This is a genomic window from Lysobacter auxotrophicus, assembly GCF_027924565.1.
Taxonomy (GTDB): Bacteria; Pseudomonadota; Gammaproteobacteria; order Xanthomonadales; family Xanthomonadaceae; genus Lysobacter_J; species Lysobacter_J auxotrophicus.
The window spans coordinates 3,943,166-3,967,441 of record NZ_AP027041.1; the positions used below are offsets into that span (position 1 = coordinate 3,943,166).

General features: G+C 67.8%; 25 protein-coding genes. 8 read left to right on the forward strand and 17 right to left on the reverse strand.

The features are described from left to right. Positions 1–300: 300 nt before the first annotated feature. The 3 genes from LA521A_RS17945 to LA521A_RS17955 form a co-directional block, all read right to left on the reverse strand. A complete protein-coding gene (locus tag LA521A_RS17945) occupies positions 301–2,916 on the reverse strand; it encodes a TonB-dependent receptor plug domain-containing protein (RefSeq protein ID WP_281780203.1) in 2,616 nt (871 codons plus the stop codon). A gap of 253 nt (positions 2,917–3,169) precedes the next feature. After that, the gene (locus tag LA521A_RS17950) at positions 3,170–3,586 is read right to left on the reverse strand and encodes a VanZ family protein (RefSeq protein ID WP_281780204.1); all 417 of its coding nucleotides are present in this window, start codon (positions 3,584–3,586) and stop codon (positions 3,170–3,172) included. Further along, positions 3,583–4,815 (reverse strand): class I SAM-dependent methyltransferase, encoded by a 1,233-nt coding sequence (locus LA521A_RS17955; protein WP_281780205.1) that lies wholly within the window; start codon positions 4,813–4,815, stop codon positions 3,583–3,585. Before LA521A_RS17955 ends, LA521A_RS17950 begins: the two co-directional genes overlap by 4 nt. A 74-nt stretch (positions 4,816–4,889) precedes the next feature. Here LA521A_RS17955 and LA521A_RS17960 point away from each other — a divergent pair, with 74 nt between their 5' ends. Then, positions 4,890–5,642 (forward strand): pteridine reductase, encoded by a 753-nt coding sequence (locus LA521A_RS17960; protein WP_281780206.1) that lies wholly within the window; start codon positions 4,890–4,892, stop codon positions 5,640–5,642. A gap of 182 nt (positions 5,643–5,824) precedes the next feature. Here LA521A_RS17960 and LA521A_RS17965 read toward each other — a convergent pair whose 3' ends face one another. The 4 genes from LA521A_RS17965 to tsaD all read right to left on the reverse strand — a co-directional run bounded on the left by LA521A_RS17965 (position 5,825) and on the right by tsaD (position 8,747). Continuing rightward, positions 5,825–6,649: a DUF6159 family protein gene (locus tag LA521A_RS17965; protein WP_281780207.1), complete on the reverse strand. Its 825-nt coding sequence runs from the start codon at positions 6,647–6,649 to the stop codon at positions 5,825–5,827. 106 nt (positions 6,650–6,755) lie between these two features. Then, on the reverse strand, positions 6,756–7,262 hold the full coding sequence (folK, locus tag LA521A_RS17970; RefSeq protein ID WP_281780208.1) for a 2-amino-4-hydroxy-6-hydroxymethyldihydropteridine diphosphokinase: 507 nt from the start codon (positions 7,260–7,262) through the stop codon (positions 6,756–6,758). Between the two features lie 15 nt (positions 7,263–7,277). Beyond that, positions 7,278–7,631: a dihydroneopterin aldolase gene (folB, locus tag LA521A_RS17975; RefSeq protein WP_281780209.1), complete on the reverse strand. Its 354-nt coding sequence runs from the start codon at positions 7,629–7,631 to the stop codon at positions 7,278–7,280. Positions 7,632–7,709: 78 nt separating this feature from the next. Continuing rightward, positions 7,710–8,747, reverse strand: coding sequence for a tRNA (adenosine(37)-N6)-threonylcarbamoyltransferase complex transferase subunit TsaD (gene tsaD, locus LA521A_RS17980; protein WP_281780210.1), 1,038 nt, complete (start codon positions 8,745–8,747; stop codon positions 7,710–7,712). A gap of 170 nt (positions 8,748–8,917) precedes the next feature. Between tsaD and rpsU the strand changes: the two genes are divergently transcribed. The 5 genes from rpsU to LA521A_RS18005 all read left to right on the forward strand — a co-directional run bounded on the left by rpsU (position 8,918) and on the right by LA521A_RS18005 (position 14,398). After that, positions 8,918–9,133, forward strand: a complete 216-nt coding sequence (gene rpsU / locus LA521A_RS17985; protein ID WP_031371286.1) for a 30S ribosomal protein S21 — start codon at positions 8,918–8,920, stop codon at positions 9,131–9,133. A 210-nt stretch (positions 9,134–9,343) separates the two neighbouring features. Then, positions 9,344–9,790: a GatB/YqeY domain-containing protein gene (locus tag LA521A_RS17990; RefSeq protein ID WP_115842038.1), complete on the forward strand. Its 447-nt coding sequence runs from the start codon at positions 9,344–9,346 to the stop codon at positions 9,788–9,790. A 128-nt stretch (positions 9,791–9,918) separates the two neighbouring features. Further along, a complete protein-coding gene (gene dnaG, locus LA521A_RS17995) occupies positions 9,919–11,688 on the forward strand; it encodes a DNA primase (protein WP_281780211.1) in 1,770 nt (589 codons plus the stop codon). Between the two features lie 106 nt (positions 11,689–11,794). Further along, positions 11,795–12,322 carry a hypothetical protein gene (locus tag LA521A_RS18000; protein ID WP_281780212.1) on the forward strand — a complete coding sequence of 176 codons (528 nt, stop codon included), beginning with the start codon at positions 11,795–11,797 and terminating at the stop codon, positions 12,320–12,322. Between the two features lie 84 nt (positions 12,323–12,406). Next, positions 12,407–14,398, forward strand: coding sequence for a S9 family peptidase (locus tag LA521A_RS18005; protein WP_281780213.1), 1,992 nt, complete (start codon positions 12,407–12,409; stop codon positions 14,396–14,398). Here LA521A_RS18005 and LA521A_RS18010 read toward each other — a convergent pair. Beyond that, positions 14,349–14,681: a hypothetical protein gene (locus LA521A_RS18010; protein WP_281780214.1), complete on the reverse strand. Its 333-nt coding sequence runs from the start codon at positions 14,679–14,681 to the stop codon at positions 14,349–14,351. The genes LA521A_RS18005 and LA521A_RS18010 overlap by 50 nt on opposite strands. Before the next feature lie 99 nt (positions 14,682–14,780). Here LA521A_RS18010 and LA521A_RS18015 point away from each other — a divergent pair, with 99 nt between their 5' ends. Beyond that, the gene (locus tag LA521A_RS18015; RefSeq protein WP_281780215.1) at positions 14,781–15,344 is read left to right on the forward strand and encodes a COG3650 family protein; all 564 of its coding nucleotides are present in this window, start codon (positions 14,781–14,783) and stop codon (positions 15,342–15,344) included. A 192-nt stretch (positions 15,345–15,536) separates the two neighbouring features. On the opposite strand, the gene LA521A_RS18020 is transcribed toward LA521A_RS18015, so the two are convergent. From LA521A_RS18020 to LA521A_RS18040, 5 genes are read right to left on the reverse strand one after another with little or no spacing between them, the layout of a single operon-like run. Further along, positions 15,537–16,868 (reverse strand): Xaa-Pro dipeptidase, encoded by a 1,332-nt coding sequence (locus tag LA521A_RS18020; protein WP_281780216.1) that lies wholly within the window; start codon positions 16,866–16,868, stop codon positions 15,537–15,539. A gap of 25 nt (positions 16,869–16,893) precedes the next feature. Next, positions 16,894–17,817, reverse strand: coding sequence for a heme o synthase (locus LA521A_RS18025; protein WP_281782131.1), 924 nt, complete (start codon positions 17,815–17,817; stop codon positions 16,894–16,896). Between the two features lie 11 nt (positions 17,818–17,828). Beyond that, entirely contained in the window at positions 17,829–18,995 is a 1,167-nt protein-coding gene (locus LA521A_RS18030; RefSeq protein ID WP_281782132.1) for a COX15/CtaA family protein, read from the reverse strand. 43 nt (positions 18,996–19,038) lie between these two features. Continuing rightward, complete coding sequence (locus LA521A_RS18035) at positions 19,039–19,671, reverse strand: redox-active disulfide-containing membrane protein (RefSeq protein ID WP_281780217.1); 633 nt, start codon at positions 19,669–19,671, stop codon at positions 19,039–19,041. A 10-nt stretch (positions 19,672–19,681) separates the two neighbouring features. Next, entirely contained in the window at positions 19,682–20,404 is a 723-nt protein-coding gene (locus tag LA521A_RS18040; protein WP_281780218.1) for an SURF1 family protein, read from the reverse strand. A 66-nt stretch (positions 20,405–20,470) separates the two neighbouring features. Here LA521A_RS18040 and LA521A_RS18045 point away from each other — a divergent pair, with 66 nt between their 5' ends. Beyond that, positions 20,471–20,686 carry a twin transmembrane helix small protein gene (locus tag LA521A_RS18045; RefSeq protein WP_158732522.1) on the forward strand — a complete coding sequence of 72 codons (216 nt, stop codon included), beginning with the start codon at positions 20,471–20,473 and terminating at the stop codon, positions 20,684–20,686. A gap of 147 nt (positions 20,687–20,833) precedes the next feature. Here LA521A_RS18045 and LA521A_RS18050 read toward each other — a convergent pair whose 3' ends face one another. The 4 genes from LA521A_RS18050 to ctaD form a co-directional block, all read right to left on the reverse strand. After that, positions 20,834–21,712: a cytochrome c oxidase subunit 3 gene (locus tag LA521A_RS18050; protein ID WP_281780219.1), complete on the reverse strand. Its 879-nt coding sequence runs from the start codon at positions 21,710–21,712 to the stop codon at positions 20,834–20,836. 39 nt (positions 21,713–21,751) lie between these two features. Then, on the reverse strand, positions 21,752–22,297 hold the full coding sequence (locus LA521A_RS18055) for a cytochrome c oxidase assembly protein (protein ID WP_281782133.1): 546 nt from the start codon (positions 22,295–22,297) through the stop codon (positions 21,752–21,754). A gap of 68 nt (positions 22,298–22,365) precedes the next feature. Further along, positions 22,366–22,500 carry a hypothetical protein gene (locus LA521A_RS18060; protein WP_267896508.1) on the reverse strand — a complete coding sequence of 45 codons (135 nt, stop codon included), beginning with the start codon at positions 22,498–22,500 and terminating at the stop codon, positions 22,366–22,368. Between the two features lie 151 nt (positions 22,501–22,651). Beyond that, positions 22,652–24,268, reverse strand: coding sequence for a cytochrome c oxidase subunit I (ctaD, locus tag LA521A_RS18065; RefSeq protein ID WP_281780220.1), 1,617 nt, complete (start codon positions 24,266–24,268; stop codon positions 22,652–22,654). Positions 24,269–24,276 lie beyond the last annotated feature (8 nt).

The window sequence follows — 24,276 nt, forward strand, 5'->3', positions numbered from 1 at the left end:
CTCCCGGAGGGAGAGGGGCTCGAACCTCGCGCCCGACGCGGGACTTCCAAAAAAAACGCCGGTCGACTCCCCAGTCGCCCGGCGTTCTTTCCTGTCCTCTGGCGTGTCCGGATCCCTCGCCCCCTGGCACCGGGATCCGACCACTCGCGCCGCCGTTCAGGCCGGCATCGCGGTGGAGACGATACGTGAAGCTTCCGTTAGGAACCGTGCCGCGGTCACAGGATCGGCGCGGGTTCATCGGCAGTTGCCGAGGCCGCGCGGGCAACCGTGAACACGGTCGCACCGCGCGGGCGGCGCCGGTCAGAACTCGTAGCTCGCCTTCACGTACCACTCGCCGCCGTTGAAGCCGAACGGCGAGGACAGCGGATACTTCGCGCCGAGGAAGGTCAGCGTGCTGTTGGTCTCGCGGTCCGGGTAGTTGTCGAAGACGTTGTTGCCGCCGACCGTCACGTGCAGCTTGTCCTCCATGAAGCTGAAGGTCGCCGACAGGTCGAACAGCCACTCCGAGCCGAACTCGCCCTGCTCGCCGAAGGTGAAGTCCTCCCAGCTGTCGTAATAGTTCGCGCGGGCGGTGAAGTTCACGTTCCACGGCGAGCGCCAGTCGAAGGTGATCACGCTGCGGTTGTTCGGCAGCTGGTTCTCCAGGTCGGCCACGCGCTCGGCGTCGATCACCGGCGTCGTCGTGCCCGGGATCACCGCGACGCTGTCCACTTCCTGCTTGTTGTAGCTGTGGCGGAAGTCGAACACGCCCGTGCCCATGCCGCCGAAGTCGGCGCGATAGACCGCGACCAGGTCCACGCCCTGCACCGTGCTGTCGAAGCCATTGACGAAGTACGACACCTGGCGCAACAGCTCGGCGCCCGGCACGCCGGCATCGATCAGCGCCTGCTGCTGCGGCGAGCCCTCGACGACGTTGATCGTCTGCAGCGCGATGCGGTCGTCGACCTCGATGTTGTAGTAGTCGAGCGTGAGGCTGAAGACGTCGTTGGGCGACCAGACGAAACCCGCCGAGTACGCCAGCGATTCCTCGGCCGTCACCGGCGTCGCGCCGAGCGCGATCGCCGCCTCGCTCGCCACCGGGAACGTGCCCAGCGGCACGAGGTTGCCGGACGAATCGGCCGTGGTGGTCACGTCCAGCGTGTTGAGCTGGCCCGGCGTCGGCGTGCGGAAGCCGGTGTTGACGGTGGCGCGCACGGCGAAGGCGTCGGTGAAGGCGAAGCGCGTGGAGACCTTCCAGTCGAAGGTGCTGTCGAAGTTCGACGTGTCCTCGTAGCGGCCGGCGACGCCGACGGTCCAGTCCTCCACGACGTCGGTTTCGAGGTCCAGGTACGCCGCGCGGCTGTACTGGCTGAAATCGCCCGCCGCTTCCGGCGAGTCGCCCTGGAAGCCGTCCGAGCCCACGCCGAACAGCGCGCCGGTCGGCCCGTTCTCCCACGACGCCGGATCGCCCGCGCGGATCTTGTAGGTTTCCTCGCGCCACTCCGCGCCGAAGGCGACGTTGACGGGCGTTGCGAACACGTCGTTCTGCCACGGCCAGACGAAGTCGGCGTTCGCGCCGCGCTCCAGCTGCGTGAGGTCGCCGGGCTCGAAACTGGTGGGGCTCAGGCGACCCAGGCTCGGATTGATCGAGCTGGCCATCTTGTAAATCATGTGGTTCTCGCCCTGGCGCAGGCTGACGTCCCAGCGCAGGCTGCCGGCGGTTTCGCCCTTCACGCCGAACACGCCTTCGTAGTCGGTTATCTCCGCGCCGAAGGTCGGCGTGTAGCCGCCAGGGAACAGCGGGTAGATCGGGTTGAGCGCGACCCAGCCGGAGGGGCTCGACGCGTCGGCGGTGAGGTAGTCGGCGGGGTTGAGCCCCCGCGCGAGGATGTCGTTCACCAGCGACTGCTCGACCGGATCGGGCAGGCCGTCCTCGTCGCCATCGACCAGCAGCGTGCCGCGCGGCGCCACGCCGGGCACGCCGACGGGCGTGCGGTAGAAAAAGCTCGACTCGTACTCGGTGTCGGCGTAGCTGCCGAAGCCGTACAGGCTGACGCGCTCGTTGATCGGGTATTCGGCGTTGAAGAACGAACGCAACCCTTCGCCGTCCGGATCGCCCCAGCGCTGGCCGAGGCCTTCGAACGGCACGAGGTTGCTGCCGACCGCCGCGCCGACCTGCGCCGCGTCCGCACGCGGGACGCCGCGCGAGGTGTGGTCGGAGTCGAAGTACTCCACCGTCATGTTGAAGAAGCCGCCGTCGCCGATCTGCGCGCCGGCGTTGAACGAGGTGCGCCAGCGATCGCCGTCGCCCTCGTAGGTCGAGCCGTACTGGCCGTCGATGCGCACGCCATCGGCGTAGTCGTTGAGCAGCACGTTGATCACGCCGGCGATGGCGTCGGAGCCGTACTGCGCGGAGGAGCCGTCGCGCAGCACTTCCACGCGCTGAATGGCGGCGGAGGGAATCAGGCTGTAGTCCACCGCCTGCGAGCCCTGGTTCACGGTGCCGAACGGTTCCACCTGCAGGTTCACCAGCGCCGAACGGTGCCGGCGCTTGCCGTTGATCAGCACCAGGGTCTGGTCGGGCGGCAGGTTGCGCAGGTTCGCCGGGCGCACGAAGGCGGTGCCGTCGGCGATCGGGAAGCGCTGCGTGTTGAACGACGGCGCGATGTTGGCCAGCTGGTCGGTGAAGTCGGCCGAGGCCTGCTTCTCGAGGTCGGCGGGACGGAAGACGTCGACCGGGGACATCGATTCGGTGGGCGAGCGGCCCTGCACGCGGGTGCCGGTGACCACGAGCTTGTCGAGGTCCACCGCTTCCTGGCGGGCGGCGGGGGGCGGAGACGTCTGCGCGGGATCCTGTGCGAAGGCGGGCGTTACGACGGTCGAAAACAGCGCGGCGACGACGGCCGTGGTCAGGCGATGTCGGTTGGCAACGGGCATTGGCGGTTTCCTTACTCAGGGTGGGCGGACTCCCCCTGTCGAGCCCAGCCCGGAGCTTTAACCAGCCTTTAACCTTTGCGCAATACCTACCATCGCTTTGCCTAATCTGCTTTTATGGCGATCTTTTGTCCGATTCCGGCGTCGGCCGCGTTCGGGCGCGCGGTTACGGCAGCGCGCCCCGATGGAAGCCGAGATGGGCCGTTCGCAACGCTTCGCCGGCCAACGTCGGCGAAATGATTGCGATCTTGCGCGCTTAGCGCCGCATCTTCCCTTCGACCCAGACCAGCAAGCCGCCCAACGGGGTGGGCCCGAGCATCAACCCGGCGAGCACCCCGAGCGAGTTGGCCAGGGCGTCGGCGGAGTCCGCCATGCGCGACACCGTCCACGCGCCCTGGGCGAACTCCAGCGCGATGCCGAGCCCGATCAGCCCGACGGCCGCGATCGCCTGGGCGCGTCGCTGCGCGAAGAGCATCACCGCCCAGGCGCTGAGGACGAAGTAGCCGACGAAGTGCTCGACCTTGTCGAAGCCGTCGGGCACCTCGGGGAGATCGTGCGCCGGCAGCAGCGAGGAGGCGACGACGGCGGCGATCATCGCGATCCAGATCGCCACCCACAGCGCCGGCCAGCGGAAGCCGCGCAGCAGCGGCCGCTTCAGGGTGGTCGCGCTCACAGGCGGAAACTCAGGTCGCCGACCAGGAACGCCGCGCCGAACTCGACGCCCTTCTCGAAGCCCATCACCTGGAAGCGCTCGCCCATCTCGCTGGGCAGCGTGAGGCGCTTCACCTCGTTCGTGCGCTTCATGCGCTCGCCCTCGTCGGCGATGCGCTCGATGCGCTCAAGCACGCCCTGCAGGCCGTTGCCGAGCAGGAAGCTCGCCTGCGAGCAGTAACCGGCGAAGTCGAATCCCGCCGCGACGCCCGCTTCGGCCAGCGCGGTGAAATCGACCGACGCGGTGAGGTCCTGCAGGCCCGGCCACAGCAGCGGCTCGTTGTGCATGCGATGGCGGTAGAACGCGCGCAACGTGCCGTCGTTGCGCTCAGGCAGGTAGAACTCGCCGCGCGAATAGCCGTAATCGACGAACAGCATCGCGCCATTGCGCATGCCGCCGGACACGGCCTGTACCCAGTACGGGAGTTGCGGCAGCGTCTCGGAGCGGAAGCCGTGTTCGAACTCGCGGCCGAGCTGGCGCTCCAGGTGCCGCACCGCGTTGCCGAGGAACGCATCGGCCGGACGCAGCACGCGCACCAGTTCGCCGCCTTCGATGGCGACGTGCTCCTCGTACACCTCACCGGCCTCGATGGCGAAGCGCGGCGTCGGCAGCGCATCGATCACCTCGTTGGCGAACAGCACGCCGTCCCATTCGTCGTCGAACGGGCCGTCGACCCATTCCAGCAGTTCGAACAGCGGCGGGACGAGCCGCTCCTGCAGGCGCTCGCGCTGGCGATGCCGCAGTTGCGCGCTGGGCTCGAGGATGCAGTAGCGATCCGGCAGCGCATCCAGTTCCATCAGCCGCTTGAGCGCGACTTCCGCGAACGCGCCGGTACCGCCGCCGAGTTCGAAGAAACGCGCCTGCGGCCCGAGCTGCTGCAACACGGGTGCCAGGCTCTCGGCGACGCACGCGGCGAATACCGGGCCGAGTTCGGGCGCGGTGACGAAATCGCCGCTCTCGCCGAACTTGCTCGCGCCGGCGCTGTAGTAACCCAGGCCCGGCGCGTAGAGGGCGAGCTCCATGAAGCGCGAGAACGGAATCGCGCCGCCGTTGTGCGCGATCTGCGAACGGATCAGTTCGTCCAGCCGCGCGCTGTGCGCAAGGGCATCGGCGTCCGGCGTCGGAAGGGCATTGGCTTCGCGCTGGCGCTGCTGCGCGTCGGGACGATGCGAGGGGGAATCGGTGGACATGCGGCATCGCCGTGGGAACACTGGCTGCTCAGGATACGCCACGCTCCGGAGAGACCCGTCATGAGCACGCCCCGTTGAGCACGCCAGCACCCGCCACGCGGCCGGTCGCGCTGGTGACCGGCGCCGCCCGCCGCATCGGCGCGGCGATCGCGCGCCGCCTGCACGCCGCGGGATACGACGTCGCGCTGCATTACCGCGGCTCGACGGACGAGGCGCATGCGGTCGCGACGGAGCTGGAACGTGCGCGCGCCGGAAGCACGCTGCTGCTGCAGGCCGATCTCGCCCACTTCGACCGGCTGCCCGAACTCGTCGCGCAGTGCGTCGGCCGCTTCGGCCGGCTCGACGCGCTGGTGAACAACGCATCGACCTTCACGCCCACGCCGATCGGCACCGCGACACCGGCGCAATGGGACGACGTGTTCGCCAGCAATGCGCGCGCGCCGTTCTTCCTCGCGCAGGCCGCTGCGCCGCATCTGCGCGCGTCGCGCGGTGCGATCGTGAACCTGTGCGACCTCTATGCCGAACGCCCGCTGCGCGAGCACACGCTCTACTGCATGGCAAAGGCGGCGTTGCTGATGATGACGCGCTCGCTCGCACTCGAACTCGGGCCGGACGTGCGCGTCAACGCCGTGTCGCCGGGGGCGATCCTGTGGCCGGAAGACCGCAGCGACACCGCCGCGCAGCAGGCGATGCTGGCCCGCACGCCGCTGGGCCGCACCGGGACGCCGGACGAAGTCGCCGAAGCCGTGCGCTGGCTGCTGCAGGACGCGCACTACAGCACCGGACAGGTGCTGCATCTGGATGGCGGGCGGTTGCTGTCGGTGTAGACGGTCGTGCAAGCGGTTGTCGTTGTAGCCCGGGTAAGCGCATTGCACCCGGGTTGGAATGTCGACCGCGCCCCCCGGGTGCGCTTCGCTTACCCGGGCTACAAAAGCGAACGCGGCATACCTGAAACGAAAACGGCGCCGGCATATCGCGCCGGCGCCGCTTTTTTTTTTGCCGTCCGCGATTACCGCGCCGCGAACGCCGATTCCAGTTGCAGCGCGCGGAACGCCGGCGGCGCTTCGCCTTCCATCGCATAGCGGTACAGCGCGGCCGAGTAGATGCCGCTCAGCGCCGCCTGGAACACGCCGAGCAGCAGCAGGCCGATCACGAACACCACGATGATCGACACCGCCAGCGCCATCGACAGCTGCGCCGCGACGAACGCGAGCAGCGCGCCCACGGCGATGATGCCGAACGAGACCAGGCCGAACGCCAGACCGATGCCGACGTTGCCGATGGCGTTCTCGCCCCAGGTACGGCGCAGCAGGTTCGCGCTGCGGCGCAGCGCTTCGAACGGACCGACTTCCTGGTGCACCAGCACCGGCACGACGAGGAACGTCGCCAGCGTCCAGGCCGCGCCGAGGCCACCGCCGACCAGCCGCATCAGCAGGTTGTCGTCGTCCTTCATGCGCTTGAGCAGCACGCCGACGGTCGCCGCGATCGCCGCATAACCGAGGATGGACGGCAGTCGCGCCTTGGCCGCATTGAAGCCATCGGCGAGCGTCGGATCGCCGCCGTCGAGGCGGATCATCGCCGCGGCGACGAGCGCGCTGTTGCAGAACACGATCACCGTGTACTGGCAGAAATAGAACAGGAACACCCAGATCACGCTCGACGCGGCGCCGTGGCTGAAAACGCGCCAGCCGATCATCGGCACCAGGAACGTCGCCAGCACCACCAGCGTGGCGACCGCGGAGACGACCGGGAACACCATCAGCTCCTTGTCCGAGCGCAACACGGCCGCACTCGCCTTCACCAGCTCCCAACTGCGTGAGAACTTATCGAACATCGCGATTCCCCAAGTCCCCCATGGACCAGCGCGCATCCTCGGGCCGGCGTGGCCGCGATGGCAAGGGGAAGACGCGCGAATTCGGACGGCCGGCGCGGTCCGTCGATCAGAGCGTGACGGTTTCCAGCGCCACGCCGCGTTCCGGATGCGCGTCCCACAACTGCGCGAGCGTGCGGCCGGTGCCGGGCACGTCGACGTCGGGCGCGATTTCCGCCAGCGGACGCAGCACGAACGCGTGCCTGAGTTCCGGCCGCGGGATGCGCAAAGCCTGCCCCGGACTTGATCCGGGGTTGCCGGCGCCTTCAAGCGTCAGTCCGTCGAACAGCACGATGTCGATGTCGAGCGTGCGATCGCCGTAGCGCGGCCCGCTACGATCCCGGCCGTGCGCGTCTTCCAGCGCATGCAGCCACGCGTTGAGCGCATGCGGGTCCAGGTCGGACTCGATGATCGCCGCCGCGTTGTGGAAGTCCGGCCCGTCGAATCCGACGGCGCGCGTGCGATACACCGGCGACATCACCACGTCGCCGAAACGTTCGTGCAACGCATGGACGGCCGCGCGCAGGTGCGTCACGGCATCGACGTTGCTGCCCAGGCTCAGGTAGGCGCGGCTCATGCGATGGCAGGCGCGTCAGGACGCGGAACGTTCGATCGTCACGCCGACCGCGCGCGCGCCGCGCACCGCGCCGGGCTTGCTCAGCTTCAGGCGCACGTGCCGCACGCCGAACTCGGTGAGGACGATCTGCGCCACGCGCTCGGCGAGCGTTTCCACCAGTTCGAAACTCGACTGCGACACGTACTCGACGATGCGGTTGCTGATCGCCTTGTAGTTCAGCGTGTCGGCGATCGCGTCCGTCGCGGCCGGCACGCGGTTGTCGAAGGCCATTTCGAGGTCGAACACCAGCGGCTGGCGGATGCGCCGCTCCCAATCGTAGATGCCGATCAGCGCCTCGATTTCGAGGCCTTCGATGAAGACGTGGTCCATGGGAGCCGTGATTCGTGATTCGGGAGGGGTGATTCGCAGGAGCGAAAGCTTACAGCGCGCGCGGCCTGCATCCGCGCATCACGATTGACGAATCACGGCTTCCAGCGTCGCCATGTCCCAACGCGGCGTCACGCGCACCGCGAGATCGCCGTGCTGCCCGGCGGCCAGTCGCAGCGCGCCGGCGTAGGCGATCATCGCGCCGTTGTCGGTGCAGAACTGCGGGCGCGGGAAGCTCACGCGGCCGCCGCGCTTGCGGGTCATCTCGTCGAGCTTCGCGCGCAGGCGCTTGTTGGCGCCGACGCCACCGGCGACGACGAGCGTGTCGCAGCCGGCCGCATCCAGCGCGCGCTCGCACTTGATCGACAGCGTGTCGACCACGGCGTCCTCGAAACCGCGCGCGATGTCGGCGCGGACCGTCTCGCTCTGGTCGCTGTCGCGCCACGCCAGCAGCACCTGCGTCTTCAGGCCGCTGAAGCTGAAATCCAGGCCGGGGCGGTCGGTCATCGGCCGGGCGAACCTGAACGCGCCGGGCCGGCCCTGTTCGGCCAGCGCGGCGAGCTGCGGGCCGCCGGGGTACGGAAGCCCCATCAGCTTGGCGGTCTTGTCGAAGGCCTCGCCGGCCGCGTCGTCCAGCGTCTCGCCGAGCAGCTTGTAGCGGCCGATGGCCTCCACGTGCACCAGCTGGGTGTGGCCACCGGAGACCAGCAGCGCGACGAAGGGCGGTTGGGGGCGGCCGCGCTCGGGATCGTCCTCCAGCAGCGGCGCCAGCAGATGGCCCTCCATGTGGTGGACGCCAATGGCCGGAACGTCCAGTGCCCAAGCCATCGAACGCGCCACGCCGGCGCCGACCAGCAGCGCGCCGACCAGGCCCGGGCCTGCCGTATAGGCCACGCCGTCGAGGTCGGACGTACCCAGGCCGGCCTCGCGCAGGGTTTCGCGCACCAGCGGCAGCAGCTTGCGGACGTGGTCGCGGCTGGCCAGCTCGGGCACCACGCCGCCGTACTCGGCGTGCAGGGCGATCTGGCTGTAGAGGGCGTGCGCGCGCAGGCCGGATTGCGTGTCGTAGACGGCCACGCCGGTCTCGTCGCAGCTGGTTTCGATGCCGAGGACTTTCACGAAAAGGCTTCCGGGAGGGGCGCAGGGCGGCTTCCGGGCGTCCGGAAACGTGTGGATTCAAGGACCTGCGTCCGAAGTGTGGGTCTATGTTGCACCTTCAAGAAGGCCGCCGCTATAATGCGCGGCTCTTCCCCGGCCTGCCCGGGCCGGTTACCGAAACGAGATTACGTATGCCCAGCGTCAAAGTCCGCGAAAACGAGCCTTTTGAGTTTGCTCTGCGTCGCTTCAAGCGCACCTGCGAGAAGGCCGGTGTCCTGGCCGAGACCCGCAAGCGCGAGTTCTACGAGAAGCCGACCCAGGAACGCAAGCGCAAGGCCGCAGCCGCGGTGAAGCGCCAGGCCCGTCGCGCCTCGCGTGACGTGACCAAGCGTCAGCGCCTGTACTGATCGCCCTGGCGGGCCCGCGCCCAGCGCGACCCGCTCCCGGACGCATCGCACAAGCCGGCCGCGCCCTGCGCTGCCGGCTTTTTGTGTTTCCGGATTTCGTGCGCTGACGGCCCCGACCCGCATCCGGGCCTGCGGTCAGACGCCCGACCCGGCCCTCATTTCCCCGATTCCGCGCGTCTGGCGCGCGATCCCCAGCCAAGGAGCAGCCCGATGAGCCTCAAGCAGCGACTCACCGACGACATGAAGGCCGCCATGAAGGGCGGCGACAAGCACAGCCTGGCCGTCATCCGCCTGATCAACGCCGCCATCAAGCAGAAGGAAGTGGACGAGCGCATCGAGCTGGACGACGCCGCGGTCATCGCCGTGCTCGACAAGATGGTCAAGCAGCGCCGCGACTCGGTGACCCAGTACGAAGCCGCCAGCCGCGAGGACCTCGCGCAGGTCGAGCGCGACGAGATCGTCGTGATCGAGCGCTACATCCCCGCGAAGATGGGCGAGGCCGAGATCCTCGCCGCGATCGACGCGGCCATCGCCGAAACCGGCGCGACCGGTCCGGCCGACATGGGCAAGCTCATGGGCCCGCTGAAGGCGAAGCTCGCCGGCCAGGCCGACATGGGCCAAGTGTCGGCGCTGGTGAAGAAGCGTCTGGCGAACTGATTCCGCTGCCCCCCTCTCCCGCGTGCGGGAGAGGGCTGGGGTGAGGGCATCCGCCGCCCTCATCCGCCCTTCGGGCACCTTCTTCCGCAAGCGGGAGAAGGGTGAGCGCATGGCATCCTTACCGTCCAATGGCCCGCATCCCCGACGCTTTCATCGACGACCTGCTCGCGCGCACCGACCTCGTCGAGGTGATCGGTTCGCGCGTGCAGCTCAAGCGCCAGGGCAAGGAGTATTCGGCTCGCTGCCCGTTCCATGACGAGCGCTCGCCCAGCTTCACCGTCTCGCCGGTGAAGGGCTTCTATCACTGCTTCGGCTGCGGCGCGCACGGCACCGCGATCAGCTTCCTGATGAATTACGACCGCCTCGAGTTCCTCGACGCGGTGGAAGAACTCGCCAAGCGCCTGGGCATGGAAGTGCCGCGCGACACGCACCAGCGCAACGCGAATCCCGACAGCCAGGATCTCTACGGCGCACTGGACGCCGCGTCGAAGTTCTTCCAGAAGCAGCTGGCGAACAACGGTCGCGCACTCGGGTATTTCGACAGCCGCGGCGTCGATGCCGACACGCGCGCGCGCTTCTCGCTCGGCTACGCGCCCGACGGCTTCAACGCCCTGCGCGATGCGCTGGGCACCGACCCGCGACGCATGAAACTGCTTGAACGCGGCGGCTTGTTCTCGAAGAACGATCGCGGCCACGTCTACGACAAGTTCCGCGACCGTGTGATGTTCCCGATCCACGATCGCCGCGGTCGCACGATCGCGTTCGGCGGTCGCGTGCTCGAGAAGGAAAACGGCCCGAAGTACCTCAACTCGCCCGAGACCGAACTGTTCCACAAAGGCCGCGAACTCTACGGCCTGTGGCAGGTGCGCCAGGCGAACAACAAGATCGAACGGCTGATCGTCGTCGAAGGCTACATGGACGTGATCGCGCTGTTCCAGAACGGCTTCGATACGGCCGTGGCGACGCTCGGCACCGCGACGACGCCCGATCACGCGGAGCTGCTGTTCCGCAACGCGCCGGACGTCTATTTCTGTTTCGACGGCGACCGCGCGGGACGTGGCGCCGCATGGAAAGCGGTCGAGTCCGTGTTGCCGCGCATGAAGGACGGACGCCAGGCGTTCTTCCTGTTCCTGCCCGACGGCGAGGATCCCGATTCGCTGGTGCGTGCCGAAGGGCGCGATGGTTTCGAAGCAAGATTGAAGCAGGCGACGCCGTTGTCGCAGTTCTTCTTCGACTCGCTTTCCAGCGACGTCAACCTGCACACGCTGGAAGGCAAGGGCCGCCTCGCCGAACGCGCCAAGCCGCTGCTCGCGCAGATTCCCGACGGCGCGTTCGGCGACCTGATGAAGCAGCGCCTGACCGAACTCACCGGCGTCGGCGCACGCGCGAGCACGCCGGAAACGCACGTGCCGGTGCAGCGCGCGCGAGCGCAGGGCACCACGCATGGTTCCAAGCCGTCGCTCGTGCGCAGCGCCATCACGATGTTGCTGCAGCAGCCGCAGGTCGCGCTCGCGCTGCCGCCGTCGCTGCATTTCGCCTCGCTCGACCAGCCCGGCGTCGGCCTGCTGGTGGAAATCATCGAACTGGTGCACCAGCGGCCGGACATCTCCACCGGGCTGATCCTGGAACACTTCGCCGATCGCAGCGAAGCGCCGGCGCTGACCAAGCTCGCCACCGCCGGTGCGGTGGAAACCACGGCGTCCACGCCGCTGGATGCGCGCGTGCTCGACGATGCCGACCGCCGGCAGCAGGCGTTCCTCGATGCCATCGCGCGCCTGGACGCACAGGCGCTGCAGGCGCGCATCGAATCGCTGCAGGGGCGCATGGCCTCGCTGGTCGACGCGGAAAAGCAGGAGCTTCGCGAGCTGCTGTCGCTGCGGTTGCTGCAGCGGCACTAAACGCCGCGAGCCGTCCGTGGGGCGGAAGGTCACCTGCACTTTCCGCATATGCCCGCGACGCCCGCGCCGGGCCACAGTGCGGGCATCCCCGTGCCGAGCGCATCCGATGCCGTCCCCGACCCGCCTGCTCTTCGTGCCCGTTCTCATCGGCCTCGCCTACGCCGTCGTGCAGTTGTCGATGGAGGCGATTGGCGGCGGCGTGCAGAGCCATCATCTGCTCAACCGCGCGGACCTGCCGGCCATCTCGAACGGGTTCGGCCTGCTCACGCTGCCGGCCATCGGCTTCGCGCTGGGCCTGCGCGCGCGACGCCAGGGCGGCTTCACGCGGTCGATGTGGACGGGGCTCGTGCTGTCGTTCCTGTACGGCACGGCGTTGGCGACGGGCTTCGAGTTCGGGGCACAGGCGCTCATGCAGACGCTGTTCTTCGGCCTGCTCGTCGTCGCGGTGCTGGCCCCGGTCCATCGCGCCGAATGCGTCGCGGGGTTCGTCGCCGGCATGGCGTTCACCTTCGGCGGCGTGCTGCCGCTGCTGGTCGCGTTGGTGTTCGCCGCGATCTCAGCGCTGGTGCGTTTCGCCATTCGCGCCGTGTGGCGGCTGGTCCGGCCCGCCCGCACGGCGGCGCGCGCCGGCTGAGGCATCCGCGCACTTTCGCGACGACGGCCCGGCGCGGCACACGCGACGCGGGCTAAGCTCGGGCTTTCCATCCGGGGAACGCCCATGTCGCCACGCGGTTCCATCCTCCTGCCCGCCCTGCTGCTCGCGTGCGCCGCGCCTGCCCTCGCGCAGAAGCCGCAGGCCAAGGCGCCGGCCGTCGCGCGCGAACAGGTCGGCAATCGCACCAGCGAGAACATCCCGGCGATTCCGCCGGAACTGGTCGAACGCCTGAGCCGCTACCAGAACACGCGCGGCGCGACGTTCGCGGGCTGGAGCGACGACTGCCTGCTCATCAGCACGCGCTTCGCCGAAACCGCGCAGGCACATCGAGTGTGCGCGCCGATGGGCATGCGCGAGCAGCTGACGTTCTATCCCGAACCGCTCGCCGCGATCGAAGCCGCACCGGCGCGCTCGACGCTGGACGGCTTCGTGTTCGGCAAGGACATCGGCGGCAACGAGTTCTGGCAGCTGCACTGGTTCGACCTCAAATCGCGCGAAACCACGCTGCTCACCGACGGCAAGGCGCGTAACCAGGGCCCGCTGTTCTCGCACGACGGCAAGCAGTTCGCGTGGAGCAGTACCGCGCGCAACGGGAAGGACACCGACGTGTGGGTGATGGATTTCGCCGCGCGCAAGCCGCGCGTGCTCGTCACCGAAGGCGGCCAGTGGAACGCGATGGACTTCTCGCCCGACGGCCGCGAGCTGCTGGTGATGAAGTACGTTTCGGCGGCGGAGTCGTATCCGGGCGTGGTCGACCTGGCCAGCGGAAAGCTCACGATGTTCCCCGTCGACGGCGGCAAGGCATCGCTCAAGGAGTTCAGGTATTCGCCCGACGGACGCGGCGTGTACTACCTCTCCGACGAGCCCATCGACGGCAAGCCGCAGGAATTCCTGACGCTGCGCCACCACGATCCGAAGACCGGCAGGTTCGAGGTACTCACCGGATCGACGCCGTGGGACGTCGCGGATCTTGCGCTCAGCGACGACGGCAAGCGCCTGGCGTATACAACCAACGAGGACGGCATCTACAAACTGCACGTGCTGTCGTTGCCCTCGCATCGCGAGGTGAAGCTGCCGCAGCTACCCGTCGGCGTCGTGGTGAACCTGGGCTTCTCGCCCGATGGCGATCGCTTGGCGGTGACGCTCAACTCGGCGACGTCGCCGAGCGATGTGTACGTCATCGACCTGGACAGTTCGAAAATCGCGCGCTGGACGCAGAGCGAAGTCGGCGGACTCGACGCGTCGAAGTTCGTCGCCCCGAAGCTGGTGCATTACCCGACGTTCGACTCGGTCGATGGAAAGCCGCGGAGGATCCCGGCGTTCTACTACCGTCCGGCGAACGTGCCGGCGGGCAGGAAGATCCCGGTCGTGATCAACATCCACGGCGGCCCGGAAGGCCAGTCGCTGCCGCTGTTCAACCCGACCGCGCAGTTCCTGGCGAACGAACTCGGCGTGGCGATGCTGCTGCCGAACGTGCGCGGCTCGGAAGGCTACGGCAAGACGTACCTGAGCCTGGACAACGCGGAGAAGCGCGAGGATTCGGTCAAGGACATCGGCGCGCTGCTGGACTGGATCGCGCGGCAGCCCGAGCTCGACGCCTCGCGCGTGGGCGTGTACGGCGGCAGCTACGGCGGCTACATGGTGCTGGCCTCGCTGATGCACTACAGCGACCGCATCAAGGCCGGCGTTGACATCGTCGGCATCTCGCACTTCGGCACGTTCCTGAAGAACACCGAAAGCTACCGCCGCGACCTTCGCCGCGCGGAGTACGGCGACGAGCGCGATCCGGCGATGGCGAAGGTGTTCGACACGATCTCGCCGCTGAATCACGCCGACCGCATCGCGTCGAGACTCTTCGTCGCGCAGGGCAAGAACGATCCGCGCGTGCCGTACACCGAGGCCGAGCAGATCGTGAAGGCAGTTCGCGCGAACGGGCAGCCCGTCTGGTACCTGCTGTACGACGACGAAGGCCACGGCTTCAAGAAGAAGACCAACGTGGATTACTTCAACGCGGCGACGATGCTGTTCTGGGAGCAGGCGTTGCTTGGGAAGTGAGTTGGTTTTGTGATTCGTGATTCGTGATTCGGGAATCGGGAATCGGGAATCGGGAATCGGGAATCGGGAATCGGGAATCGGGAATCGGGAATCGGGAATCGGGAATCGGGAATCGGGAATCGGGAATCGGGAATCGGCGGAAGCGTTGCAGATCCGTCATCCCGGCGCAGGCCGGGATCCAGGCCTGCAACACTTCCGCGCTGGCTTTTCTGCTTTCGAACAGGATGCGAGCCTGGATCCCGGCCTGCGCCGGGATGACGGTTTCCTTGGATGTGGCCAGCATGCGCGCGCTCGCCGCGCGCGATTCATCCGTTGGAAAACGCTCACTCCGCCACCACGCAGGCGGGCGCAAGCTCGCGTCAGCTTCGGTGGAGAGCTGAACATGCGTACCCCATTCACGTTGGCCATGGCATGCGCCCTGGTCGCGCTGTCGTGCGCCGGCTGCAGCACGAACGCGCGCAGCGACGCGCAGGCGACTGCGCCGCTGCCGCCGCCGGTGAACGAGAAGGCGCTGGCGGACAAGGCGCTGGAAACCTTCCTCGCCTCGCGCAGCATCCGCGAGATTCCCGCGCACCGCGACGCGACCGCGGACCTCGATGGCGACGGCACGAAAGACCTTTTGATGCTGCTCGACGACACCAACTGGTGCCAGGCCGATGGCTGCACGCTGCTGGTCTTCCACGGCGGCAAGGACGGCTACCGGCTCGTTGGCGAGTCCGTGTCGGTGCAGGCGCCGATCGCGGTCGGCGCACGCACGAACCGCGGCTGGCACGATCTGCTGGTGAACGTCGGCGGCGGCGATGAAGCCGGCACCGTGGCGCTGGAATTCGACGGGACGCGCTACCCGGCCGACCCGACGATGGCGGCGTTGCTGGATCCCGCGCGGCTTCCTTCGGCGACGCCCCTGCTGGATGCGGAACTGGAGCCGCGGGTGGCGGTGCAGTAGGCGCTTGCGCCGTTTACGCGCGGCGCCCGGGGCCCAGGCGTCCGGCTTCGATTAACGCTTCCCCGGGTGCGCTTCGCTTACCCGGGCTACAAGGGCAGGAATGTGCCCGTGCGTTCCGGGCCTGGGTCCCGGCTTTCGCCGGGATGACGACTTCGAAAGGTGATGAGCCGTCGAGGTTCGGAACCTGCGCCTTTACTGCGCCGCGCCCTCGCCCTTCACCACCACGCCGCCCTTCATCACGAACGGCACCTGCTCCAGCACCGTCACGTCCTTCGTGGGGTCGCCGTTGACGGCGATCAGGTCGGCCCAGCGATTCGCTTCGACCACGCCCACGTCCTCGCGGCCCAGCGCCTGCGACGCGGTGAGCGTCGCCGACTGGATCGCCTCCAGCGGCGTCATGCCGTAACGCACCATCACCGCGAACTGCTTCGCGTTGTTGCCGTGCGGGTAGATGCCGGCGTCGGTGCCGAAGACCATCTTCGCGCCGGCGGCGTGCGCGCGGCGGAAGTTCTCGCGCTGGATGTCGGCGACCTCGCGATCCTTGCGCAGGTTGTCCTCGAGCACGCCGTTCTTCTTGCCTTCGGCCTGCGTGTAGTCGGTGTTGTAGATGTCCATCGACAGCCACGCGCCGTGCTGCTTCGCCAGGCGGATGCCCTCCTCGTCGATCAGGCTCGCGTGCTCGATGGTGTCCACGCCGGCGCGGATCGCGTCCTTGATGCCCGCCGTGCCGTGCGCATGCGCGGCGACCTTCAGCCCCCACTGGTGCGCTTCGTCGGCGATCGCCTTCATCTCGGCGTAACTCATCTGCTGCTGGCCCGGCTCGGTGTTGCGCGAGAACACGCCGCCGGTCGCGCAGATCTTGATCACCTGCGCGCCGTACTTGCGCAGCTCGCGCACGCGCTGGCGGCCCTCTTCCGGCGTGTCGGCGTTGTACGGGCTCTTCTGGTTCATCGACGGCGGGAAGAACGTCGAGTCGCAATGCCCGCCGGTCGCGCCGAACGAGTACGCCGCCGTGACGATGCGCGGGCCGGTGAGCTTGCCTTCGTCGATCGCCTGGCGCAGGCCGACGTCGTTCCAGGCATCGGAACCGACGTTGCGGATGGTGGTGAAGCCCGCGAGCAACGTGCGCTGCGCATTGCCGACGGAGATCATCGACCAGAAGCGGTCGTTGAACTGCAGCCCGGTGTAGCCGCCGTAGGTGGGATCGGCGTCCAGGTGCGTGTGCATGTCGATCATGCCGGGCATCAGCGTCATGCCAGGAAGATCGATCACGCGCGCGTTCGGCGGCAGCGCCGCGCCGGCGCGCGCGACCTCGACGATGCGACCGTCGCGTACGCGCACCTGCGGGTGGTCGATCATGCGGCCCGTGCGCACGTCGAGCAGGCGCCCGGCGGTGACGACGACCTCGCCCGCCTGCGCCTGCGGTTCGATCAGTTCCGGCGCCTGCGCGGACGCGCCCGACGTGGCGGCGACGAGGCCGGCGAACAACGAAGTCACTGCGAAGCGGAAGCGGTTGTGCGTCATTCGGCGGTCTCGATTGGGTGGTCGATCAGTGTTGCGGCTGGAACTCCATCACCGGCACCGGCGCCAGCAGCGGCATCAGCCAGTGGTCCAGCAACAGGAAGGCGAACAGCGCCATCAGGTACACGATGGAATAGTTGAAGACCTTCATCGCGTACATCTCGTCGGGCGGGTTCATCAGCTTCCACGCGTAGCCGAGGAACACCGCGCCCAGCACGAGCGCGCCGCCGAGGTAGAACAGCCCGCTCATGCCGGCCGCCCACGGAAGGATCGTCACCACGACCAGCAGCACCGTGTAGAACAGGATCTGCCAGCGCGTGTATTCCACGCCATGCGTCACCGGGAGCATCGGCACCATCGCGCGCGCGTAGTCGGCGCGGCGGAAGATCGCCAGCGCCCAGAAGTGCGGCGGCGTCCAGACGAAGATGATCAGCACCAGCAGCAGCGCGTGCGGCCAGTCCCACTCGCCGGTCATGCCGGTGATGGCGGCCCAGCCCAGCAGCGGCGGCGCCGCGCCGGCGATGCCGCCGATGACGATGTTCTGCGGCGTCGCGCGCTTGAGGTACACGGTGTAGATCACCGCGTAGCCAATGAGCGAGGCGAAGGTGAGGATCGCGGTGATCGTGTTGACCCACACCACCAGGATCGTCATCGATAGCGCGGCGAGGATCAGCGCGAACACCAGCGCCTGCGTCGGCGTGATCTGCCCGGCGACGATCGGGCGCCACGACGTGCGCGCCATCTTGGCGTCGATGCGCGAGTCCAGCAGCTGGTTGATCGCGGCCGCGCTGGACGCGGCCAGCCAGATGCCGAGGAAGCCCAGCACCGATTCCCGCAGCGGCGGCAGCCCCGGCACGGCGAGGAACATGCCCACCAGCGCGGTGAACACGATCAGCGCCACGACGCGCGGCTTGGTGAGGTCCCAGTACTGCTTGAGGGTGCCCTTCGGCATTGCGCTGGCCATCACGGCTCCGGCGGGCGCAGGCGCGCCAGCAGCGACACGAGCACGAACAGCAGCAGCACCGCGCCCGCGTTGTGCATCACGGCCACCGACAGCGGGAGGCCGAGCCTGACGTTCGCGATGCCCAGGCCCACCTGCGCGAACACCAGCAGGCCGAGCAGCGTCGCCCAGCTGCGCATGCCCGGCGTGCGGATCAGGCGCACCGCGAGCCACAGCAGGTAGACGAACACGACCATCGCCATCATGCGATGCGCGAGCTGGATCGCGATGCGCGCCTCGCCGTCGAGGATGCCGCCTTCGTAATCCACGCCGATGCCGCGCCACAGCACGAAGGCTTCGCGGAAGTCGTGTCGCGGCCACCACTGGCCGACGCAGGTCGGGAAATCGTTGCCGCATGCGAGCGCGGCGTAGTTCGCGCTGGTCCAGCCGCCCAGCGCGATCTGCACGCCGAGCAGCACGATGCCGGCGATCACCAGGCGGCGCACCAGCTGCGCTTCGGCCAGGCGGATCGGAATGTGTGTCGCGCGCCACGCCATCCACAGGATCAGCGAGAACGTCAGCAGCCCGCCGAGCAGATGGCCCATGACGACGATCGGCTTGAGCAGCCACGTCACCGTCCACATCCCCAGCAGCGCCTGGAAGATGATCACCGCGAGCGTGATCGACGCCACGCGCGCGAGGTCGACGTTGCTCCAGCGCAGCGCGGCGAACAGCAGGATCGCCTCACCGGCGATGGCGAGCACCGACGCGGCGACGTGTTCGCCATGCATGTAGAGCGGAATGCCGATGCCGACGAGCACCGATGCGGCGATGACCTGCAGCACGCCGTACTTGCGACGGCGCGCGGCGAGCAGCGCGAGGCCCAGCACCAGCACGCCGAGCGTGCCGGCGATCATGCGGTGGAACTGCTCGCGCCACGCCTTGTGCACTTCGACCGGGCGGATCGCCGTGGCGGCATGGTCGACGACCTCGTGCGCGACGGTCGGCCACGCGGCGCGGCCGTAGCAGGTCGGCCAGTCGGGGCAGCTCAGGCCGGCGTTGGACAGGCGCACGAATGCGCCGAACACGATCACGCCGAGCGCGAGCGCGACGGCGAGCCAGGCGAGGCGATGGAAATGTCGGTAAACCGCGGGGCGCGAGCCGGTCCGGGATTCGGTGGGCATGGTCATGCTGCTCATCAGAACCTGTCGTTGTTCCTTCGTCGTCCGCCGGTCACTTCAACTTGACCAGTCGGGCGACGTCCGTGCGCAGGCCGGACGGATCGAAGCCGGGAGCGTAGCGCAGAATCACGAAGCCGTAGGGGTCGATCACGTACGCCGGCACGCCGCGGCCGCTGGTGCTGGCGCTCGCGTTGGCGGCCTTGACGATCGTGTCGTCCACGCGCGGCAGACCGGCGCGCAACTGCGCGTCGGGCGCGAGCAGCTTCAGCGTGCCCGGCTGCGGCACGCCGGCAGGCCAGGCGCAGGCCTGCGTCGCGCACAGCCACAGCACGTGCACGTCGTCCGCGTCCTTGCCGAAGAGCTGCCACACGGTTTCGATCTCGCGCGCGAGCGTGGTGCATTCGGCGTCGCAATCGGCCGGCGGCGCGACCACGATCCGCCACGTGCGCTCGCCGGCCTTCCACGCGTAGTCGCCGCCGGACAGCAGGCGCGGCGTCAGCGCGCGCACGTCGCCCGGCGGATCGAGCAGTTCGCCGACGTTCTTCGTGCCCGACGGGCGCCAGCCGGAGAAGCGCAGCGCGCCGGCGACGATCATGCTGCCGAAGAACATCGCGAACAGCAGCAGCAACAGCACGCGGTTGCGGCTGCGGTTGCGCGTTTCGTTGGGGGTCGTGTCGTCGCGCATCGCGAACTCCTTATGGCCGACGGCGCCTGCGGAAAGTGAGGATCAACGCCGTCGCGAGTACCGCGGCGGCAAGCGCGAACCACTGCACCGCGTAGCCGCGATGCTGGTCCGGCGGAAGGGTGTTGGGCAGCAGCTCCAGGTCGCGCTCGTAGCCGATGCGCAGTGCGGGATCCAGGCGCAGCACGCGCGGCGCGATCGGCACCGACAGGCCGGTTTCGCGCGCGATGGCGGGCAGGTCGACGCGCGTCATCAGCCAGGCGTCGCCCTGCTTCACCAGCGCGGGACCCAACGCGAGTCCCGTCGAGGGCGGCGGCACGAGCAGGCCGCGCAGTTCGATCGCGCCGTCGATGTTCGGCACCTGCGGCAGCTTGCGGTCGCCCGACAGCGGCAGCCAGCCGAGATCCACCAGCATCGGACCGCCCTGCGCCGGCACGAAGAGGCGGTACACGCGCACGCCGGCCCGGCCGTTGCGCTGCTGGTTGTCGAGCAGCAACGCAGCGCGCGCATCGAACGTTCCGGTGCCGACGGCCCAGTCGACCTCACGCGCACGCGCGGCGTGGCCCGCGAGCGACAGCGGACGCGGCGTGCGATCGGACATGACCTGCGCCGCGGCATCGAGCATCGCCTGCTTCTCCACGGCGCGGCGCGACTGCCACAGGCCGAGGTTCGCGAACAGGGCGATGGCGACCAGGGCGGCCGTCCAGCCGACGATGAGCGTGCGCTTGCGGCTCACGACTTCCTCGCGGCGCGGCGCCATAATGGCCGGCGCGCCCCATCCTGGGGCCGGTCGGAGGCCGCCATGAACGATTCGCTCAAGACACTGGTGATCATCGCCTTCCTGATCGTCATCCTGTGGAACCTGGGCGCGGGCCTCTACTACATGCTCGTGGACAAGGGCGAGAGCAAGCGCACGGTGAACGCGCTGACCCGCCGCATCGCGCTGTCCATCGCGCTGATCCTGCTGGTGGTGCTCGCCAACTACATGGGTTGGATCAAGTTCCACGGCGGGCCGTAAGCGGCCACGTCCGTGATTGGTGATTCGTGATTTGTGATTCGTAAAAGCAAAAAGGGCGACGGTCATCCCGTCGCCTTTTTTGTGGATTGGTGAGTGCGGGCTGCGCTTCTAGCGAATCACGAATCACCAATCACGAATCACGGGCTGTTACAGCACGTAAACGAACAGGAACAGGCCCAGCCACACGACGTCGACGAAGTGCCAGTACCAGGCGACCGCTTCGAACGCGAAATGGTTGTCCTTGGTGAAGTGGCCCTTCAGGCAGCGGAACCAGATCACCGCCAGCATGATCGTGCCGAGCGTGACGTGCGCGCCGTGGAAGCCGGTGAGCATGAAGAACGTCGAGCCGTAGATGCCCGAACCCAACGTGAGGTTCAGCTCGGTGTAGGCGTGGATGTATTCCTCCGCCTGGAAGTACAGGAACAGCGCGCCCAGCAGCACCGTCAGGCCGAGGAAGGTCAGCAGCTGCTTGCGGTGGCCGGCCTTCAGCGCGTGGTGCGCGATGGTGACCGTCATGCCCGAGGTGAGCAGGATCATCGTGTTGAGCAGCGGCAGGCCCCACGCCGGGATCGTCTGGTAGACGCCGCCGACGGCGCCCGGGCCGTTGCTCGGCCACGCGGCCGAAAAGCCCGGCCACAGCAGCGAGTTGGTCATCACGCCGTCGCCTTCGCCGCCCAGCCACGGCATCGCGTACATGCGGGCGTAGAACAGCGCGCCGAAGAAGGCGCCGAAGAACATCACTTCCGAGAAGATGAACCAGATCATCCCCATGCGGAACGACGTGTCCACCTGCTTGTTGTAGTTGCCGCGCACCGACTCGCGCACGACGTCGCCGAACCAGCCGAACAGCACGCCGACCATCAGCGCGATGCCGAAGAAGAACACCGGCTTGCCCCAGCTGACCTCGTTGAACCAGCTGGCGATGCCGACCATGGTGGTGAACAGCGCGATCGAACCGAGGAACGGCCAACGGCTGCTATGCGGCACGAAGTAGGTGTTGGCGTCCGGCGAGTGGGATTGGGCCATGTCGGCGTTCCAGTCAGTGATGCGATTGCAAGGAAAGGGTCACGGCGCCGACATCGGGACGGGGGCGGCCGATGCCGTTCCCTGCGCCTGTGCGGTGAGCGTGTCGTTCTTGAAGAAGGTATACGACAGGGTGATGGTCTTCACGTCGGCCGGCAGGTTCGGATCGACGATGAAGCGCACCGGCATGTCGCGCACTTCACCGGCCTTGAGCGTCTGGGCGGTGAAGCAGAAGCATTCGGTCTTGCTGAAATACCCCGACGCGCGCGCCGGCGCGACCGACGGAACGGCGCTGCCGACGACGGTGCGCTGCGAGGTATTGCGCGCGTGGTAAGTCGTTTCGTACAGCTCGCCCGGCACGACCTGCATCGTGACCTGGTTGGGCGAGAACTCCCACGGCAGCTTCGAGTTGACGCCGCCGTCGAACTGCACCGTGATCACGCGCTTCGCCGGCGCGGCGTTGGCGTCCTGCACGCCTTCCGACGCGGTGCGCTCCAGGCGGATGCCGAACACTTTCTCGCACGCGATGCGGTAAAGCGGGACCAGGGCGAACGTCAACGCGAACGCCCCGATCGCGACGAACACCATCTTCGCCAGACCGGCGTTCTTGCGCGCCGGCGCCTTCTCGTCCGGGGCGCGATGTTCCGGCGCGCCGTTCACTTGCCCACCGTGTTCATGGCGATGAACACCACGTACACCGCAACCGCAATGGCCGCCACCCACAACGCCGTGCGACGCGCGGCCTTGCGGCGGGCGGCGATTTCGTCGGGATTGTGGGCGGGCTGGTTCATTGCAATGTCTACGTTGGGCGGAGTGGAGGTTTTTGCTTCTGGAGCCCCCTTAAGTTAAGGGGGCGGCCGTCGCATCGCGACGGCGGGGTTGTGGAGGCATTCCCACGTATCCGAAGCCGAAAACCTCCGCGCCTTATCCCTTGCTACCGCTTCAGTGAGTGATGTCGCCGTGCGCCAGGTCGCCATCCTTGATGACCGGCGGCGTCGAGAACGTGTGGTGCGGAGCCGGGCTCGGCACCGTCCATTCCAGGCCACGTGCGGTCGGCCACGCGCGGGCTGCGGCCTTGGCGCCAACAGCCTTCGAGCGCCACAGGATGAAGGCCATCATGAACGGCGTGACGAACATGCCGAACGCGCCGATCGAGCTGATCAGGTTCCAGTCCGCGAACACGACGTTGTAGTCCGGGATGCGGCGCGGCATGCCGGCCAGGCCCAGGAAGTGCTGCGGGAAGAACAGCAGGTTGACGAAGATCATCGTCCACCAGAAGTGGAACTTCGCCGCCGACTCGCTGTACATGCGGCCCGTCCACTTCGGCCACCAGTAGTACGTGGCGGCGATGATCGAGAACAGCGCGCCGGTCACCAGCACGTAGTGGAAATGCGCCACCACGAAGTAGGTGTCGTGGTACTGGAAGTCGGCCGGGACGATGGCGAGCATCAGGCCCGAGAAACCGCCGATGGTGAACAGGATCACGAACGCGATCGCCCACAGCATCGGCGCTTCGAACGAGATCGAGCCGCGCCACATGGTGGTGACCCAGTTGAACACCTTCACGCCCGTCGGCACGGCGATGAGCATCGTGGCGAACATGAAGTAGATCTCGCCACCCAGCGGCATGCCGACGGTGAACATGTGGTGCGCCCACACGATGAACGAGAGGAACGCGATCGACGCGGTCGCATACACCATGGCCTGGTAGCCGAACAGCGGCTTGCGGCTGAAGGTCGGGATGATCTCCGACACGACGCCGAACGCCGGCAGGATCATGATGTAGACCTCGGGGTGGCCGAAGAACCAGAAGATGTGCTGGAACATCACCGGGTCGCCGCCGCCGGCCGCGTTGAAGAACGAGGTGGCGAAGAACTTGTCGGTCAGCAGCATCGTCACCGCGCCGGCGAGCACCGGCATCACGGCGATCAGCAGGAACGCGGTGATCAGCCAGGTCCAGCAGAAGATCGGCATCTTCAGAAGGTCGATGCCAGGCGCGCGCATGTTCAGCACGGTGGCGATCACGTTGATCGCGCCCATGATCGAGCTGATGCCCATCATGTGGATGGCGAAGATCGCGAAGGCCACGTTGCTGCCGCCCTGCAGCGAGAGCGGCGGATACAGCGTCCAGCCGCCGGCCGGGGCGCCGCCCGGCAGGAACAGCGTGAGCAGCAGCATCGTGAAGGCGAACGGCAGGATCCAGAAGGACCAGTTGTTCATGCGCGGCAGCGCCATGTCCGGCGCGCCGATCTGCAGCGGGATCATCCAGTTCGCCAGGCCGACGAAGGCCGGCATGACGCCGCCGAAGATCATGACCAGCGCGTGCACGGTGGTCATCTGGTTGAAGAACATCGGTTCGACGAACTGCAGGCCCGGCTTCATCAGCTCCGCACGGATCACCACCGACATCGCCGCGCCGATGATGAACATGATGAAGCTGAAGATCAGGTACAGCGTCCCGATGTCCTTGTGGTTGGTCGAGAAGAACCAGCGCTCGATGAAGCCCTGCTTGTGGGCGTGATCATCGTGATGGTGGGTGTCAGCGTGCGTGACGGCCATGGCCTACC

Excerpts from the sequence above, each read along its gene's own strand:
- dnaG (WP_281780211.1), top strand. The coding sequence starts at position 9,919 with ATGGCCCGCATCCCCGACGCTTTCATCGACGACCTGCTCGCGCGCACC.
- LA521A_RS18035 (WP_281780217.1), bottom strand. The coding sequence starts at position 19,671 with ATGCGCGACGACACGACCCCCAACGAAACGCGCAACCGCAGCCGCAAC.
- LA521A_RS18020 (WP_281780216.1), bottom strand. The coding sequence starts at position 16,868 with ATGACGCACAACCGCTTCCGCTTCGCAGTGACTTCGTTGTTCGCCGGC.
- folB (WP_281780209.1), bottom strand. The coding sequence starts at position 7,631 with ATGGACCACGTCTTCATCGAAGGCCTCGAAATCGAGGCGCTGATCGGC.
- LA521A_RS18005 (WP_281780213.1), top strand. The coding sequence starts at position 12,407 with ATGTCGCCACGCGGTTCCATCCTCCTGCCCGCCCTGCTGCTCGCGTGC.
- LA521A_RS18015 (WP_281780215.1), top strand. The coding sequence starts at position 14,781 with ATGCGTACCCCATTCACGTTGGCCATGGCATGCGCCCTGGTCGCGCTG.
- LA521A_RS18045 (WP_158732522.1), top strand. The coding sequence starts at position 20,471 with ATGAACGATTCGCTCAAGACACTGGTGATCATCGCCTTCCTGATCGTC.
- LA521A_RS17955 (WP_281780205.1), bottom strand. The coding sequence starts at position 4,815 with ATGTCCACCGATTCCCCCTCGCATCGTCCCGACGCGCAGCAGCGCCAG.
- folK (WP_281780208.1), bottom strand. The coding sequence starts at position 7,262 with ATGAGCCGCGCCTACCTGAGCCTGGGCAGCAACGTCGATGCCGTGACG.
- LA521A_RS18055 (WP_281782133.1), bottom strand. The coding sequence starts at position 22,297 with ATGGTGTTCGTCGCGATCGGGGCGTTCGCGTTGACGTTCGCCCTGGTC.
- LA521A_RS17945 (WP_281780203.1), bottom strand. The coding sequence starts at position 2,916 with ATGCCCGTTGCCAACCGACATCGCCTGACCACGGCCGTCGTCGCCGCG.
- ctaD (WP_281780220.1), bottom strand. The coding sequence starts at position 24,268 with ATGGCCGTCACGCACGCTGACACCCACCATCACGATGATCACGCCCAC.
- LA521A_RS18030 (WP_281782132.1), bottom strand. The coding sequence starts at position 18,995 with ATGACCATGCCCACCGAATCCCGGACCGGCTCGCGCCCCGCGGTTTAC.
- LA521A_RS17965 (WP_281780207.1), bottom strand. The coding sequence starts at position 6,649 with ATGTTCGATAAGTTCTCACGCAGTTGGGAGCTGGTGAAGGCGAGTGCG.
- LA521A_RS17990 (WP_115842038.1), top strand. The coding sequence starts at position 9,344 with ATGAGCCTCAAGCAGCGACTCACCGACGACATGAAGGCCGCCATGAAG.
- LA521A_RS18060 (WP_267896508.1), bottom strand. The coding sequence starts at position 22,500 with ATGAACCAGCCCGCCCACAATCCCGACGAAATCGCCGCCCGCCGCAAG.
- LA521A_RS18010 (WP_281780214.1), bottom strand. The coding sequence starts at position 14,681 with ATGCTGGCCACATCCAAGGAAACCGTCATCCCGGCGCAGGCCGGGATC.
- LA521A_RS18000 (WP_281780212.1), top strand. The coding sequence starts at position 11,795 with ATGCCGTCCCCGACCCGCCTGCTCTTCGTGCCCGTTCTCATCGGCCTC.
- rpsU (WP_031371286.1), top strand. The coding sequence starts at position 8,918 with ATGCCCAGCGTCAAAGTCCGCGAAAACGAGCCTTTTGAGTTTGCTCTG.
- LA521A_RS18050 (WP_281780219.1), bottom strand. The coding sequence starts at position 21,712 with ATGGCCCAATCCCACTCGCCGGACGCCAACACCTACTTCGTGCCGCAT.
- LA521A_RS18025 (WP_281782131.1), bottom strand. The coding sequence starts at position 17,817 with ATGCCGAAGGGCACCCTCAAGCAGTACTGGGACCTCACCAAGCCGCGC.